The sequence below is a fragment of the Sphingomonas sp. CCH5-D11 genome, assembly GCF_001557395.1.
GTDB lineage: Bacteria > Pseudomonadota > Alphaproteobacteria > Sphingomonadales > Sphingomonadaceae > Sphingomonas.
In genome coordinates this window covers 1-15,583 of sequence record NZ_LSKH01000248.1, presented here as the reverse complement: position 1 = coordinate 15,583, position 15,583 = coordinate 1, and the positions used below count along the sequence as shown (strand labels likewise).

17 protein-coding genes are annotated in these 15,583 nt (G+C 65.8%); 2 read left to right on the top strand and 15 right to left on the bottom strand.

Annotation, left to right across the window (positions count from 1 at the left end; genetic code table 11):
- Nucleotides 1-29 precede the first annotated feature (29 nt).
- The 15 genes from AX702_RS15730 to AX702_RS15660 form a co-directional block, all read right to left on the bottom strand.
- Nucleotides 30-1,757 (bottom strand): type I secretion system permease/ATPase, encoded by a 1,728-nt coding sequence (locus AX702_RS15730; protein ID WP_066781144.1) that lies wholly within the window; start codon nucleotides 1,755-1,757, stop codon nucleotides 30-32.
- Nucleotides 1,754-3,052 carry a TolC family protein gene (locus tag AX702_RS15725; RefSeq protein WP_066781142.1) on the bottom strand — a complete coding sequence of 433 codons (1,299 nt, stop codon included), beginning with the start codon at nucleotides 3,050-3,052 and terminating at the stop codon, nucleotides 1,754-1,756. The genes AX702_RS15730 and AX702_RS15725 overlap by 4 nt, the downstream gene beginning before the upstream one ends.
- 240 nt (nucleotides 3,053-3,292) lie before the next feature.
- A complete protein-coding gene (locus AX702_RS15720; protein WP_066781140.1) occupies nucleotides 3,293-4,198 on the bottom strand; it encodes a flagellar motor protein MotB in 906 nt (301 codons plus the stop codon).
- The gene (gene motA / locus AX702_RS15715; RefSeq protein ID WP_066781138.1) at nucleotides 4,199-5,062 is read right to left on the bottom strand and encodes a flagellar motor stator protein MotA; all 864 of its coding nucleotides are present in this window, start codon (nucleotides 5,060-5,062) and stop codon (nucleotides 4,199-4,201) included.
- A gap of 98 nt (nucleotides 5,063-5,160) precedes the next feature.
- Nucleotides 5,161-6,054, bottom strand: coding sequence for a flagellar hook-associated protein FlgL (gene flgL / locus AX702_RS15710; protein ID WP_066781136.1), 894 nt, complete (start codon nucleotides 6,052-6,054; stop codon nucleotides 5,161-5,163).
- Entirely contained in the window at nucleotides 6,054-7,391 is a 1,338-nt protein-coding gene (gene flgK, locus AX702_RS15705; RefSeq protein ID WP_066781134.1) for a flagellar hook-associated protein FlgK, read from the bottom strand. The genes flgL and flgK overlap by 1 nt, the downstream gene beginning before the upstream one ends.
- The gene (locus AX702_RS15700) at nucleotides 7,388-7,795 is read right to left on the bottom strand and encodes a rod-binding protein (protein WP_231731889.1); all 408 of its coding nucleotides are present in this window, start codon (nucleotides 7,793-7,795) and stop codon (nucleotides 7,388-7,390) included. Before AX702_RS15700 ends, flgK begins: the two co-directional genes overlap by 4 nt.
- Nucleotides 7,792-8,895, bottom strand: coding sequence for a flagellar basal body P-ring protein FlgI (locus tag AX702_RS15695; protein ID WP_197420641.1), 1,104 nt, complete (start codon nucleotides 8,893-8,895; stop codon nucleotides 7,792-7,794). Before AX702_RS15695 ends, AX702_RS15700 begins: the two co-directional genes overlap by 4 nt.
- A gap of 169 nt (nucleotides 8,896-9,064) precedes the next feature.
- Nucleotides 9,065-9,739 (bottom strand): flagellar basal body L-ring protein FlgH, encoded by a 675-nt coding sequence (locus tag AX702_RS15690; protein WP_082746312.1) that lies wholly within the window; start codon nucleotides 9,737-9,739, stop codon nucleotides 9,065-9,067.
- A 14-nt stretch (nucleotides 9,740-9,753) separates the two neighbouring features.
- Nucleotides 9,754-10,542, bottom strand: coding sequence for a flagellar basal-body rod protein FlgG (flgG, locus tag AX702_RS15685; protein WP_066781129.1), 789 nt, complete (start codon nucleotides 10,540-10,542; stop codon nucleotides 9,754-9,756).
- Between the two features lie 111 nt (nucleotides 10,543-10,653).
- On the bottom strand, nucleotides 10,654-11,406 hold the full coding sequence (locus AX702_RS15680) for a flagellar basal body rod protein FlgF (RefSeq protein WP_066781127.1): 753 nt from the start codon (nucleotides 11,404-11,406) through the stop codon (nucleotides 10,654-10,656).
- A 116-nt stretch (nucleotides 11,407-11,522) separates the two neighbouring features.
- Nucleotides 11,523-12,767, bottom strand: coding sequence for a flagellar hook protein FlgE (locus tag AX702_RS15675; RefSeq protein WP_066781126.1), 1,245 nt, complete (start codon nucleotides 12,765-12,767; stop codon nucleotides 11,523-11,525).
- A gap of 42 nt (nucleotides 12,768-12,809) precedes the next feature.
- Nucleotides 12,810-13,490: a flagellar hook assembly protein FlgD gene (locus tag AX702_RS15670; RefSeq protein ID WP_066781124.1), complete on the bottom strand. Its 681-nt coding sequence runs from the start codon at nucleotides 13,488-13,490 to the stop codon at nucleotides 12,810-12,812.
- A 3-nt stretch (nucleotides 13,491-13,493) separates the two neighbouring features.
- Nucleotides 13,494-13,904, bottom strand: a complete 411-nt coding sequence (flgC, locus tag AX702_RS15665; RefSeq protein ID WP_066781122.1) for a flagellar basal body rod protein FlgC — start codon at nucleotides 13,902-13,904, stop codon at nucleotides 13,494-13,496.
- Nucleotides 13,905-13,907: 3 nt separating this feature from the next.
- Entirely contained in the window at nucleotides 13,908-14,246 is a 339-nt protein-coding gene (locus AX702_RS15660; protein ID WP_066781120.1) for a flagellar basal body rod protein FlgB, read from the bottom strand.
- Nucleotides 14,247-14,615: 369 nt separating this feature from the next.
- Here AX702_RS15660 and AX702_RS15655 point away from each other — a divergent pair, with 369 nt between their 5' ends.
- Entirely contained in the window at nucleotides 14,616-15,320 is a 705-nt protein-coding gene (locus AX702_RS15655) for a motility protein A (RefSeq protein ID WP_066781146.1), read from the top strand.
- Nucleotides 15,317-15,583, top strand: a 267-nt coding sequence (locus AX702_RS15650) for a flagellar motor protein MotB (RefSeq protein WP_331710417.1), incomplete at its 3' end; no start/stop codon positions are given. The genes AX702_RS15655 and AX702_RS15650, both read left to right, overlap by 4 nt.

Genomic DNA, 15,583 nt, shown 5'->3' with positions numbered 1-15,583 from the left:
AGGCAGGGGCGGGAGGCTGGGACATGATGTCAGGCCACCTTGGGCCGGGTGAGCTGCTGCATCACCTTGTCGCGGGGGCCGTCCATAGCGATCCGGCCGCGTTCCATGACGATGATGCGCTGGACGAGCTGGAGCAATGGCGGGCGATGCGTCACGAGCACCATGGTGCGTCCTTGTACCTCGTTCTGAAGCCGCTCGATGAGGCCTTGCTCGGTCTGAGCATCCATGCTGGCCGATGGTTCGTCGAATACCAGCATCGGCGGCTTGCCGGCGAGCGCACGGGCGATGGCGATCGACTGGCGCTGGCCGCCCGACAGGCCTTCACCGCGATCGGCGAGCTTCAGGTCATAGCCGTTGGCGATTTGTCCCATGAACTGGTGCGTGCCTGACAGGGTCGAGGCCCGCAGCAGTTCGGCATCATCCACGTTGGCGCGACCGAGGCTGATGTTTTCCCGGACGCTACCGGTCATCAGCACGCTGTCTTGCATCGCGACGCCGATCTGGGCGCGCAACGTCGCGGGATCGATCTGGCGCAGATCGGTGCCGTCCACCATCACCAGCCCGTCTTCGGGCGGGTATAGCCCCAGGATCAGCCGGGTAATCGTCGACTTGCCCGATCCCACGCGCCCGAGAAGCGCGACGCGCTCGCCGGGCTCGATGGTGAACGAGATGCCCTGAAGCGCCGGCTCGGCGCCGCCGGGGTAGCGGAAGGTAACGTTGCGGAACTCGATCTTGCCCGACAGCGCGGCAATCTGGAGCGGCTCCCCCGCAGGGCCCTCGCTGGGCTGTTCCATCATCGCGTTGATCTGGCGATAGGCCGTGCGGGTCGCCGATAGCCGGGCGAGCAGTTGCGAAATCTGGGCAAGCGGTGCGATCGCACGGCCGGCCAGGAGCGAGCAGGCGATCAGGCCACCGGACGTCAGCTCGCGCGCCGCAATCAGGTTCACGCCGACGATCACCACCGCGGCATAGCTGATCGTGCTGGCCGAGCCGGCAACGGTGATGGCGATGCTTGAGATCAGCCGCTGGCGAAGCGAGGAATCGGATTGCTGGCGAACCGCGCTCAGCCAGCGATCGGTAAGCATCGGACCCGCGCCTGACGCCTTGACGGTTTCCAGCCCGCCGATCGTCTCCACCAGCACCGATTGCTTGGATAGACCTTCTCGCAGCGTCTTGGCCGTCAGCCGCTCCAGCGCCGGATTGGTCGCCCAGGCGGTCAGCAGCACGATCGGGATGATGATCAGCAGGACGATCACGACCTTGCCGCCGATCGCCCAGATTACCGCCACGGTCAGGATCAGAAACGGAAAATCGACCAGTGCCGTCATGGTGGCGGAGGCGAAGAAATCACGCAGCGCCTCAAGCTCGCGCATCAGCCCGGCGAGCGCACCGGTCGATCCCTTTTTGTGGTCCAGCCGGATCGCCAGCAGTTTTCGAAACACGCGATCGCCGACCTGATGGTCGATATCGGCGCCGGCGATGTCGACGAAGTAGGCGCGAAGCATCTTCAACAAGAAGTCGAAGACGATGACGACGGCAAAGCCGATCGACAAGGCCAGCAGGCTCGACATCGCATTATTGGGAATGACGCGGTCGTAAATAACCATCGAGAACAGCGAGGTCACCAGCGCGAAGACGTTGATGAGCACCGCCGCTGCCGCCACCTTGAAATAGGTGTGCTTGTTCTCGACCATCGGTTCGAGCAGCCAGGGCGCGAAGCGCGGCTTGGGATCGGGAACGAGCGTATGGTCGCTCATGGCTGGCGTCCTTGGGATGGATCGGTGATGCCGAGCGTCGGCAAGAGCTGGCCGGTCCTGGAGAGCAGGACATAGCGTGAGGCATCAAGCTCGGTAACGGATTGTAGATAGCCAACGGCCGTCTCGAAATAGCTGTCTTCGGCGCCGATCACGTCAAACAGCGTTCCCGAAGCCACGCGAAACCGCTCGGCGATCGTGTCGCGTGACCGGCGGCTCGCGAGATAGGTCGCCTCCAGTGCACGGCGCTGTTCTTCCAGCGCCTGCACATCGGACCAGGCGATTTCGGCGTCGCGCGCGGCCTCGGTCTGGACGCGATTGGCGCGCGCCTCAGCCGAGCGGGCGCGGGCCTGCGCCTGCTGATCGCGCTCCTCGATGCCGCCCCACAGGCGCTGGCGCAGCGTGAGGCGAGCACGCACGTCATAATCGCGCGGCGTTTCGTAAATGCCGTAGCGGCCCGCATCGATACCGGCGGCGAGCGTAGGCAATCGATCGGCCCGCGCGGCGCGCGCATCGTTCCGGGCGGCTTCTGCGACGGATCGGGCGGAGCGTACCGCCGGTACGCTCACGGCTCGAGCCATCGCCAGATCCTTGCTGACCGTTGCCTGGCCGATGAAGGGCGCGCGGGCGAGACCCGTCGGAGGCGGCGCGCCGGTCAACGATTGGAACCGCGCCGCGGCCTGCGCCTCGAGCCGGCGAAAGCGGGCGAGCCGCGCATCGGCGGAGGCAATGTAACTGTCCACCCGTGCGATGTCCGCCTCTGCCGAGGCACCGCGCCGGATGCGTTCCTGCACCATGACCCGCAACTCGCGCTGGCTGGCGGCAAATGACGTGGAAAGCGCCACCAGCGCGCGATAGGTGAATACGTCATACCAGGAAGCGAGCGTCGTCAGCGCGACGCGGTCCTGCGCCCCAAGAATGTCGGTTTCCGCCGCGCGCAGCCGCTCCCGCGCGGCACCGATGCGAGCATTCGCACTCCCGCCATCCAGCAGGAGCTGGTCCACCGTCAGCAGCTGATCGGTGCGGCGGCCCGGACGCGATTCCTCGATGATGTTCTCGATGTTGTTCCCGAAGTTGCGGGACAGCACCTTGTAGCTGGTGATGGTGACATCCACGGTCGGCCGACGGACCGATTTGGCCTCGCCAAGTGCAGCATCGGCCTGATCGCGGTTGGCGCTGGCCTCCGCCGCTTCGGGCGCACGCGCAAGCGTTGCGTCAACGATCTGGCGCAGCGTTTCCACGGAAGCGGTGCGGCGGGTGAGTTCCAGCAGCGGATCGTCCTCCGCCCGGATCGCCATCGGATCGCCAGTGTGCGCAGGCAGCAGAGGTTCGGCATTGGTGACGGGTGCCTGCTGTCCGGGCGCGGGGTAAGCCAGCGTAAGGGCAGCGAGAGCCGCAGCCGCTGACGTTACCTTTCCTCCCCTGAAACACGATAATAGAAGCACAGATCCCCCCCGGGACAAGAGGTGGTCTCTACCCGGTTGAGGGGCGGCCGCCAAGTATCGCCGGGCGGCTTAAAAGCATTCACTACGGACAGACTATTGTCCGAATGCTCCTTCACGATACAGAAGGGTGATGGCGACGCGCCGGTTGCGTGGGTCCATCGGATTTTCGACGATCATCGGCTCGCGATCGGCTACCCCTTCGATGCGATAGAATCGGTTCTCCGGGATGCCGCCCTGCGCCAGGCGACGCCGCGTGGCTTCGGCCCGCGCGGTTCCGAGCATCCAGTTGTTCATCGCCCGCGGATCACCGTAGGGCAGGCTGTCGGTATGCCCACGAATCATGATCGGGTTTCGCGTCGCACGGATGCCCTCCGCCACCATGCCGATCAGCGCGGAAGCGTCCTTCTCGAGCGAGGTGGTGCCAAGGGCAAACATCGAATAATTCGCATCGTCCACCAGATCGATCCGCATCCCATTCGGCGTCATGGTGAAGCGAATGTGCTTGGCGAGCGCCGCCAGTGACTTGCGCTCCTTCAGCTGTCGTTCGACCTGCGCCTTCAGCTTGGCGAAATTCCGCCGATCCTCCGCGGCGATCGCCTCGGCGCTGCGCAGCGACCCCTTCTTGCCAGTGCCCATCTGCGGGCCGCCGGAGCCTTCCGCCTTGGAGACGATGGTCGGCATGCGGGAGTTGCCGTCATGCGGCCCGGTCTTCTCGCTGGACGTGACCGATTGTCCGCCCAGCAGACCGCTGCCGCCGATGCCCAGCGACTTGGTGTTGAGGATCGTCGGCGCGAAATAGTCCGCGATGCCCTTCCGCTGCTTCTCCGTGGTGGCGCCGAGCAGCCACATGAGCAGGAAGAAGGCCATCATCGCCGTCACGAAATCGGCATAAGCGACCTTCCACGCGCCGCCGTGATGGCCGCCGTGACCCTCGATATAGACTTTCTTGACGATGATTTTCGGAGGCTGATTGCTTCCGTGCGGCGCGCGTGCGGCCACTTACTTGCCCCTCAGCCCGTCGAACACCTCGGCAAAGCCGGGCTGGTTGACGTGAGCGATGCCCGACCGAGCGGCCTCGATCACCAGCGGCTGCGGGTGCCCGTGCAGCGAGGCGATGATGATCTGCTTCACCACATGATAGATCGCCGCATCGGCATCGATCACCTGCTTCAGACGCGAAGCGAGCGGGCTGACGATGCCATAGGCGAGCAGCACGCCAAGGAAGGTGCCGACCAGGGCCGAGCCGATCATGCCGCCCAATACCGACGGCGGCTGATCGATCGAGCCCATGGTCTTCACCACGCCAAGCACCGCCGCGACGATGCCGAGTGCGGGCAGCGCATCCGCCAACGAGGACAAGGTGGTGTGCGGCCCTTCCACCTCGTGGTGGTGGGTCTTGATGGCATTGTCCATCACGTCCTCCACCGCATGCACGTCCAGCGTGCCGGAGGAGACGACGACCAAGCGAAGCGTGTCGGCGATCAGGTTCACCAGCGTGTGATCGGCCACCAGGCGGGGATATTCGGCGAAAACCGGAGAGGATTTGGGATCCTCCACATGCGGCTCAAGCGCGATCGGGCCTTCCATCCGCAGCATCTTCATCAGCTTGGACACCAGAAAGATGACGTCCAGATAATCCTGCTTCTTGTACTTCGGCCCCTTGAAGACCTTGGCGAGACCCCCGCCCATCGCCTTCAGTTCCTTGCCGGAATTGCCGATGATCAGCGCGCCCACTGCAGCGCCGCCGATGATCAGCATCTCGTGAGGCAATGCGTGCAGCACCGGCCCAAGCGCACCGCCCGTAAAGGCAAAGCCGCCGAAGACCATGGCAATGAGTACGACGAGGCCGATGGCGGCGAACATGATAATCCCCGGGAGATGCGTTATCCGAAATGTTAAACGGACAACTGGGCTGATTCTTTACCGGAAAATTCGGCTGTACCGCCTCGCAAGGCCCTCAATCATCTAAGATAATCGAACAGCGAAAGGCTTGAGAGTTTGGAAAAGCTTGCCTGAGTCGCCTGCAGGACCGTCATGGTCTTTTGCAGTTCGACGATCGTCTCCGTCGGATCGGCATCCTCGATCCCCGATCGCGTGATCTCGCGATCATCGGCGGCCGATTTGATCTGCGCCGCCTGGAGATCGACCCGCACCTCGCGCGCGCCCAGCGACGCCTGTGTCGCCGTCACCTGATCGCTAACGGTCGCCAGCGTATCAGCGGCACCTTCCGGCAGTGCCTCGCCGGCGCGGAGCGCGGCCACCATGGCCGCGATGGCGCTGCCGAGATCGCCGCCGTCCTTCACCGCCAGGAAATCACCGGCGTTGACGGTGACCTCAACACTTTGGCCATCCCCGATCGGCACCGCCGGTGCCTTGCCCTCGGCAAAAGCGAGCGTGCCGCCCACGCCCGCCGTTACGGCAGCAGCGTCATCCTTGCCGCCGAACAGCGGCATGCCGCGGGCATCCTTGCCGTTTGCCAGCGAGACGACCGATTGAAGAATGCCCTCCAGCTCGGTAGCGATCGCCTCCTGCGCGGAGGCGGAGTTCGTGCCCGTCTTGCCCTGGATCACCAGTTCCGACGCGCGCTGCAACTGCTCGGCGACCTGCGACAGGCTGGTACCGGCCTGTTGCAGCGTCGCTTGCGCGAGCTGGACATTGGCCGCGTCCTGAACGCCATCGGCGTTGGCGCGGTTGATCACTTGCAGCCGTTGATAGCCGACGCTGTCGTCCGACGGGGCCAGCAGCTTCTTGCCGGTGGACACCTGTTCGTTCAGCCGGTCGAACTGCGCCTGCAGCTTCTGCATCGACGCGGTGGAGCGGTTGTAGAACAGATTGGTAGAGAGATTGGCGCTCATCAGCCGATATCCAGCAGGGTCTGGAAGGTATCACGGGCAATCGAAATGACCCGGCTCGACGCCTGATAGGCTTGCTGGAACCGCAGAAGGTCGACCGCCTCGCGATCCAGGTCGACACCGGAGATGGCATCGCGCGCGGTGATCGCGCTGTCGTGGATGGCCGACTGGGCATCGGCAACCACGCCGCGCGCCTGAATGGCGGCGGCGTTGCTCGATACCATGTTGCTCAACCCGCTTTCGAAGCCAGCGCTGCTGCGCAGGCTTTCGAGCGCGGCCATGTTGCCGTTGCCGCGATTGCCTTCGCCCGGCGCGGCCGCCGCGATGCCGCGCGGATCGGTCATGGCGACGCTGATATCGGTGGGCGAGGCGCCTACGGCGAACAGCGGCTGTCCCGCAGCCCCGTCCAGCGTCTGACCCCCGGCCTGAACACCATTCACCCCGGCGACAAAGGCGGTCGCCATCTCGGCCAGTTCGGTGCGCGCGGCGGCGATCCGCTGCGCGCCGTCGACAATCCCGCCGATCGCTCCGCCCCCTGGCGCGAGGATCGCGACGTCGGCGCCGCTTTGCACCGCGATCGAGACCGCGCCTTCCGCATTGCGGGCGTAGCTTACCGTCGACGCCTGCGTCCCGCTGACGAGCACCGCGCCGGTGCCGATCCCGGCCCGAACGGTGGCGCGGCCGGCCGCGTCGAAGCTGGCGGAGACATCGACCAGCGCGCTCATACGCTCCAATATCTCGTCGCGCTGATCGGCCAGGTTGGCAGCACCGGTAGAGTTCGGCGGCGCGCGACCAAGCCCGTCGTTCACCTTTGCCAGGGCGGCGGACAAACCGTTGAGATCGGCCACTGCCTGGTCGGCCGTCGCGTCGAGCTCGCTGGTTGCGGTGGCGAGCGCGGCGCCGGTCGAGGTGAAGGCGGCGGCGAGCGCCTGTGCCTGTTCCAGCATGACCGCCCGCGGTGCAGTCGCGGTGGGATCGGCCGCCACGCCCTTGGCGGCATTGAAAAAGGCGGTGAGGCGGGTGTCGAGTGCCGAGCCGGTCAGCGAAGACTGGATCCGGTCCAGCCATACGCCGCCTGCTTCCGTTCGGGCGAGATCGGCACCGGCGGAGCGCACCGCGGCCGCCTTGAACTGGTCCGCAGCGCGGGTGACCCCGGTCACGAACACGCCATGGCCGGTCGTCAGGCCCGTGCGGGCACTGATGCTGACCACTTCGCTGGTTTCGATCGTGCGCCGCGAATAGCCGGACACCCCGGCATTCGCGATGTTCTCCGACACCGCGGCCAGGCCAGCCTGATTCGCGCGTACGCCTGACGCGCCGATGGAAAGAAGGTCGCTCACGCGGGCTTGATGCCCGCCGTCTGGTTAAGGTCGGATTGAGAAACGCCGGCCGGTTCCCCGGTCGCCGAGCTTGAGGTCGAATTTTCCGCCGGTGTGGCGGATAAGGCACGCGACAGGAACTCGGTCATCGCCTTGCCGATGCCGAGCGGCGTGTGCTGCGCCATCTGCTGCACCAGTTTCTGGTCTTGCATGTCGCGAAACGTGTCGATCGCCTGGCTGTCGAACAATGGCTCGGCAAGCTTCGCCTGCCGCATCGACTTCAGCATCATGGACGTGAAGACCGCTTCGAACTGCTGTCCGGCGGCGGCGAGGTTTTCCTTCGTTGCGGTGCGTTTCAGACCAGTGTCGAGGCCTGTCGCGCCGGAAATGGAGGCGGGGGCGGTGGCTGGAGTGACGGTGCTCACAGGACGATTAACTCCGCCTTCAGCGCCCCGGCTTCCTTCAGCGCCTCGAGGATGGCGACCAGGTCGGCCGGCGAGGCGCCGATGGCGTTCACCGCCTTGACGATATCGGCCAGCTTCGGCCCGGGGGCGAGCAGGAACATCGGACGGTTCTCCTCCTCGACATTGACGCCGGACTTGCGCTCCATCGCGGTCTGGCCCTGGCTGAAGGGGGCGGGTTGGCTGATGCGCTGGTTCTCGTCGATACGGACGGTGAGCTTGCCGTGGGTGACGGCCGCAGGGCCGACGCGCACCGCGGAATTGATGACCACGGTGCCCGAGCGCGCGTTGACGATCACCTTGGCGGGCGGCTCGGCAGAGACGACGTCGAGGTTCTCGATCGTCGACATCAGCGTGGCGCGCACGTCCGCGCCCATCGGCGCACGTACCGCGACTGACACCGCGTCCACTGCCTGCGCCACGCCAAATCCAAGCTTCTGGTTGATCGCGGCTGCAACGTTCTGCGCCGTGGTGAAGTCGGCGCGCTGGAGATTGAAGGTGAGGTTCGGCGAATCGGCGAAGCCGGTCGCCACTGCGCGCTCCACCGTCGCGCCTTCCGGGATACGGCCGGTCGACGGCGTGTTCACGACGATCTGCGAGCCGTCCTTTCCCTCGGCACCGAGACCGCCGACGGCCAGATTACCCTGCGCCATGGCGTAGATCTGCCCGTCCGCGCCGAGCAGCGGGGCCATGATGAGGCTGCCGCCACGCAGCGACTTGGCCTTGCCCATCGAGGAAACGGTGATGTCGATCCGCTGGCCGGGCTTGGCGAATGCCGGGAGTTCCGCGGTGATCATCACCACCGCGGCATTCTTCAAACCCTGGTTCGCATTGGGCGGCAGCTGGAGGCCGAAGCGCGAGGCGACCGCCTTCATCGACTGCACGGTATATTCGAGATTGTCGTCGCCCGTGCCGGGCAGTCCGACGACCACGCCATAGCCGGTCAGCTGGTTCGAGCGGATGCCCTGGAAGCCGCCGAGATCCTTGATCCGGTCGGCCGCGGCGGGCGTCGCGACGAGGAGCGCGGCGATGCAGGCGAGAAGGGTGCGGATCATGGTCATGATGCTCGGGCTAGCGGAGGCTTGGTTAATGCGGGGATAAGTGAGTGCCTTTGCCATACCCCATCCCCGTTCGGGCTGAGCCAGTCGAAGCTCGTGCCCCGGGCGTCAGCGCGCGTGGCACGTCCTTCGACAAGCTCAGCAGGGACGGGAGAGGAGAGGCGCGGGCGGGCCATCAAAACGGGCTCACCACCTGGAAGAAGCGGCTGAGCCAGCCCTGCCGTCCGGCGCGGGCGACGTCGCCCTTTCCGGTATAGGCGATCTGCGCATCGGCGACGCGGGTGGAGAGCACGCGATTGTCGCGGTCGACATCGGCAGTACGCACCAGGCCCTTGATCTGGATGAACTCGTCGCCGCGATTCAGCGTCACGCGCTTCTGGCCCTGCACCAGCATGGTGCCGTTGGGATAGACCTGCGCCACCGTGACCGAGATCTCGCCCGAGAGCGAATTGGTCTGGCCGGCGGTGCCCGTGCCGTTGAAGTTGCGGGTGCCGCTGGCGCTGGCGTCGGTAGTGTTGAACAGGTTGAGCGGGCCCGTGGTCGGCGGGGTAAGGCCGAAGCCGCCGCCCGAATCGAGCTTGGAGGTCGAGGATTTGGACGCCGCGGTGCGCTCCACCAGCACAATGGTCAGCGGATCGCCGACGCGCCGCGCGCGCCAGCCCTCGTGCAGCGCGGCATAGCCGTCCGCCACCTGGAAGATCGCACCGGTTGCCGGTGCCGGGGCGGGCGCGGCAACGGGCAGAGGATGCACGGCGGTGAAATCCTCCGCCGGCTTCTTCTTGCCGAACAGCCCAGCCTGTGCCGGTGCCGAGACCAGCAGCGCCACCGCGCCAAGAGCGAGAACACGCATCGTTCGATCCGTCATCAGATGTTCTGGTTGACGTATTTGAGCATGTCGTCGGTCGCCGAGATCATCTTGGAATTAACCTCATAGGCGCGCTGCGTCTCGATCATGTCGACCAGCTCCTCGACGACGTTGACGTTCGACGCCTCCAGCATGCCCTGGCGGATCTTGCCGCGGCCGTCCTCGCCCGGCACGCCCATGTTGGCGGTGCCGGATGCGGCGGTCTCGATCAGGTAATTGTCGCCGATCGACTGGAGGCCGGCGGTGTTGGGGAAGCTCGCCACCTGGATCTGGCCGAGGTTGGATGCTTCCGCCTGACCCGGGATGGTCGCGGAGACGGTGCCGTCCATGCCGATGGTGATCGCGGTGGCGTTCTCGGGCACGTTGATGCCCGGCATCACCTGATACCCCTCGCTGGTGATCAGCAGGCCCTCGGGCGAGCGCGAGAAATTGCCGGCGCGGGTATAGCCAAGCTGGCCGCCCGGCAGCTGCACCTGGAAATAGCCGTCGCCGTCCAGCGCCATGTCGAGGCTGTTGCCGGTCGTGTTGAGCGACCCCTGCGTGTCGATCCGCGCATTGCTCTGCACGCGCACGCCGGTGCCCAGGTTCAGGCCGGTGGCGTATTTCGTTTCCTGCGTCGACTGCGCACCCGGGGCGGTGATCACCTGATAGCTCAGCGTCTCGAACGACGCGCGATCACGCTTGTACCCCGTGGTGTTCACGTTCGCGAGGTTGTTCGAGATCACCCGCATGCGCGTATCCTGGGCGTCGAGCCCGGTGCGCGCGATGTGCATGGCGGCGGTGGTCATGGCGTTCTATCCCTCAATCCGTTCGCACTGAGCTTGTCGAGTGCATGTTCTGGGCGGGCGTGATCGTGGCGCACGTGCTTCGACAGGCTCAGCACGAACGGTGGTTATCGATTACCCCGGCATCCGCATGACGGAGGCGGCGCCTTCGTCCATGGTCTTGGCCTCCTTCAGCAGGTTGGCCTGGACCTCGTAGCTTCGCTGGTTCTCGATCATGTCGACCAGCACCTGAGTCATGTTGACGTTGCTCTGTTCGAGCGTGCCGGACGCGATCTTGGCGTCCATGTTCTCCGGCAGCACACCGCCACCGCGTACGTGCATCAGATTGTCGAGGCCCTTCACCGTCGAAGACCCCCGATCCGAGACGAGCTTCAGCTTGTCGACCACGGTTGTGTCGGTGGCCGTGCCGCCCTGCGGAACGATGGAGATGGACCCGTCCGATCCGATCGACAGCGAGCTATAGGGCGGAATGGTGATCGGGCCGCCGGAGCCCATCACCAGATAGCCGTCGCCCGTCTGCAGCGTGCCCGATGCGGTAACGGTGAGGTCGCCGCGCCGGGTATAGGCCTCCGTTCCGTCCGGCGACTGCACGGTGAGCCAGGTATCGCTGTCGGTCAGCGCAACGTCGAGGTTGCGGCCGGTCTGGATCATCGCGCCGACGCTGCGGTCGGCGTCCGTCACTTCCTGCGCCGCCGGCGCGCGCGCGTCGAACCGCGCGCCGCCACCCTTCAGCTCGATACGATCGAACACCACACGATCGGCGCGGAAGCCGGTGGTGGACGCGTTTGCCATGTTGTTGGCGATCGCGGCCTGCGCCGCCATGTGCGCCTTGAGACCCGTCGCCGCCGTATAGACCAGCTTGTCCATCTACTCGGTCCTCGATCCTTCTTCCGTCCGTCCTGAGCTTGTCGAAAAGCGTGCCGGCGGCACACGGGCTTCGACAGGCTCAGTCCGAACGGGGAAGAGCAAGAGTCAGGCCAGAATCACGCGCGGATGTTGAAGATCGTCTGCGAGATCTGGCTTGAGGTATCGAGCGCCTTGGCATTCGCCTGGAAGTTGCGCTGCGCAGCGATCAGCTCGACCAGTTCCTCGGTGATGTCGACATTCGATCCCTCGATCGTGCCGGACATCAGCTTGCCGAAGCCGTTCTCGTTCGCCGCGCCCATGGTGGCGGTGCCGGACAGGCCGGTGGAGCTCCAATATTGGCCGCCGTTCTGGCGCAGGCCGGTCGGGTTGACGAAGTTCGCCAGCGCGACCTTGCCCAGCTTCACCGCATCACCGTTCGAATAGCTGGCGGTGATGATGCCGGCACTGTCCACCGTGATGCCCGCGAACTCACCCAGCGCGGTGCCATCCTGCGAGCGGGAGGCGACGTTGAACGCCTGTTTGGTGGCGGTGGAACCGGTCAGGTCGAAGCTGATCGGCGCGCGCGTCGCGTCGCCCGCGTCAGGGAAGGCGAGCGTCAGGGTGGCGCTGCCCAGCAGATTGCCGTCCGCGTCAAAGGCGATGTCCGTGCCGCCCTCGTTCATCTCGACGTCGCCGACGAAGCTGTGCACGGTCCATTCGCTGGCGGTGCTGGCCGCATCGCTCGGCTCCTTGCGGACGAAATAGTTCGTCAGCGTCTGCGGATTGCCGGCCGCGTCGTAGATGGTGGTGCTGGTCGCGCTGGCATAGCTCGCCGGATTGGTGCGGCTGAATTCCGCATCCGAAGCGGCCGCGCCGCTGTTGAGATTGGCCTTCAACGTGACGCTGCCGGTCGCGGTGGCCGTGCCGCTGGTCATCGGCACGCGGACGTCGATCAGCGTGCCGGCGCCGGGCACGGTGCCGTCCGTCTCGACCGCGAAGGCCTGGAGGCGGCTGCCCTGCGCGTCGGTGATGTAGCGGTTCGTGTCGACGCCGAAGCTGCCGTTGCGCGTATAAGCGGTCGTGCTGCCGCCGGCGGCCGTCGTCTTCACCGCGAAGAAGCCGTCACCGGCCACCGCCAGGTCGAGAGACGAGCCGGTGGTGACGAGGCTGCCCGCGCCGAACATCTGCTTGTTCTGCGCCAGTGCCGCGCCCGACCCGACCAGACGGCGCGGATCGCTGGTGAAGTTAGACGCCATGATATCGGTGAACTCGCTGCGGCTCTTCTTAAACCCGTTGGTCGAGACGTTGGCGAGGTTGTGCGAGATGGTCGACATGTCGGTCTGCGCAGCCTGAAGACCGGAAAGCGAAGTGTAGAAGGACATCGGAAAACTCCTGAAAAAGCGGCAAGGCTGGAGTGAAGGGGATCAGCCGATCTGGCGGACGGCGCTGGCGGGGATCTCGCCAATGCCGGGGAGGGTGAGGACCGGCGAACCGGTGGTCGTCGAAACGGAGGTGACGGGCGCCCAGACGAGGCTGGTGGCCCCGATCGCCTGCGTGCCGCTGGTGGCACTCACGACAACGGAGAAGGGACCGGTGCCAGCATTCGCGCCGGCCGTATCCAGCCCATCCCAATCGTAGGAGATCGTGCCGGCCTTTTGCGCGCCGAGATCGGCCGTGTGCAGCAGCTGGCCGTTCGCATCGGAGATGGAGACGGTGACGTTGCTCGCGTCCCCCTCCAGCTCGATCGCGCCGGCGATGCCGCCCGCAGATCGGCCAAGGGCGACATTGCCTTCGGTCAGCACCGTGCGGCCGACATAGCTTACCGCATCCTGCAGGCTGGTCGCGCCAAGCTTTTCCGCGATCGCGGTCAGCGTGGACGACATTTCGGTGATGCCGGCGAGCGAGGAGAATTGCGCCATCTGCGCAACCATCTGCGTATTGTCGACTGGATCGAAGGGATCCTGGTTCTTCATCTGCGCCGTCATCAGCTTCAGGAAATCCGCCTGGCCGAGCGAGGTCGACTTGCTCGTCGCGGTGTTTGCGGTGGTGTTCGCCGTGCTGCTGAGCCCGAGGCTGGCGATCGTGCTGTCGAAGGAGGAGGCCATCTATCAGCGCCCCAGCTTCAGCGTGTCGACGATCAACGACTTGGCGGTGTTCATCACCTCCACGTTGTTCTGATAGGAGCGCGCGGTCTCCATCATGTCGACCAGCTCGCGCGTTTCATCAACGGCGGACTGGTAAACAAAGCCCTCTTCATCGGCCATCGGGTTGTTCGGATCGCGGATCTTGATCGGCTCCTCACCCGCCGTGACCACGCGCTCGACATTGACCGTGGCCATGCCGGTCGCCTGATCGAATTCGGTGCGGAACACCGGCTTCATGCTGCGATAGGCGGTCTCGGACGAGCCACTGACCGCGCCCGCATTGGCGAGATTGGACGCCGTGGTGTTCATCCGCACGAGCTGCGCGGACATCGCCCGCCCGGCGACCTGGAAGATGGAAAGTGGTTGGTTCGCCATGGGTTATTCTCCCTTCAGCGCGCGGGTGAGCTGATTGATGCGGCCGTTCAGGAACGAGAGCGTGGTCTGATACTGCACGGCGTTCTCTGCGAAGGCGGTCTGCTCCTTGCTGAGCTCCACCGTGTTGCCGTCCATGGAGGGCGAGTCCGGCGTCCGGTACAGCGTCGCCCCATCGATCCCGCCCTGCCGCTCGACCGAAGCGAGCGCCTGGGTGAAATCGATATCCTTCGCCTTGAAATTAGGCGTGGAGGCATTGGCGATGTTCGAGGCGAGCAGGTTCATCCGCTGCGCCCGCACCTCGAGCGCCGCACCGTGAACTCCGAACAGATTGCCGTTGGCCATGTGAACTCCCGCACCTCCTGTGCGCGGAACGATCAGCAAGGGGCGTGCCAGAACGGCTTGCCGACGCGCGTTGCCGCTGGCGGCAGGGCAGGGCGGCAAAGGCTTGCCGGGCGGCCGGCAATGATTGCCGGGGAGTGATCAAACGGGACGGCGATCCCACTCCGTCATGCCGCCTTGTGCCGGCATCCAGCCCTGCGGGCACTCGCCGGCGGAGATGGGCGGCACCCTGGATGCCGGGACAAGCCCGGCATGACGAAGGTGCGTTCGTCCCTCGACTTGATGTGGGACGAACGGGAGGTGACGAGCAAGCGCTTAACCAAACTGGCCCAGCGTTTGCAGAAGCCCGCGCATGAACCTCGGGGCCCGCGCATGAACCTTGGCACCTTTCTCGATCCGATTGCGCTGGCAATCGTAGGTGGTGGCACGATCGTCGCCGCGATCCTGCGCACGCCGACACGCGATCTGGGACGAGCGATTGTTGCCTTGCGCTCGCTGCCGCGTCGCCGCTTCTCGGCCGATCCGCTGCTGCAGCAGATCGCCGCCCTGGGCCGCATCGCTCGCCGCCACGGCGCCGTCGCGCTCGACAAGTCGGTTATTGCCGACCCTGATGTCGCCGCTGCCATAGCTGACATCGTCGACGGATTTGGCCCGCAGCACGTCGAGGCGCATCTCCAGCACCTGCGCCGCGCAAGGATCGAGCGGCACGTCGCCGCTGCCGATGTCTGGGCCGGCATGGCGGAAGCCGCGCCGGCAATGGGCATGGTCGGCACGCTTGTCGGCCTGGTGGCGATGTTCGTTCAGATGACGGACCCGCAGGCGATCGGCGGGGCGATGGCGGTTGCGCTGCTGGCGACGCTGTACGGCGCGCTGCTCGGCAACCTTGTCGCGATGCCCGTCGCTACCCGACTGCGTGCCGCAGCACGCGCCGAGGCATTCGAGCGCGTCCGGCTGGAAGCACCGCTGGTCGCGCTGGCAGCGCGTGAACAGCCACGAAGCGCCAGCGTAACGCCGATGCATCGCACCGTAGAGGCGCCCGCCGACTGGGCTGTTGAAAGGTCGGGCGCGGCGGCATGACATTCGCCGACGAGTTCCCCGCCAGCCCACCGGGCCGCCCGCTGTGGCTCATCACGCTTGCCGACCTGGCCTTGCTCCTCGTGGGCTTCTTTGTGTTGCTTCAGGCCAATCAGCAGCTCGATCGCAAGGCATTGATCAGCGGCCTGCGGGCAGGCTTCGGCGCGGCGCCGGCGAAGAGCGCCGCTGATCCGTTGCCGGTGGCGGCGGCGGGAATCTTCAATTTCGCCGCCGGGTCGGCGGTTCTGCCATCGTCCCCCGATGCC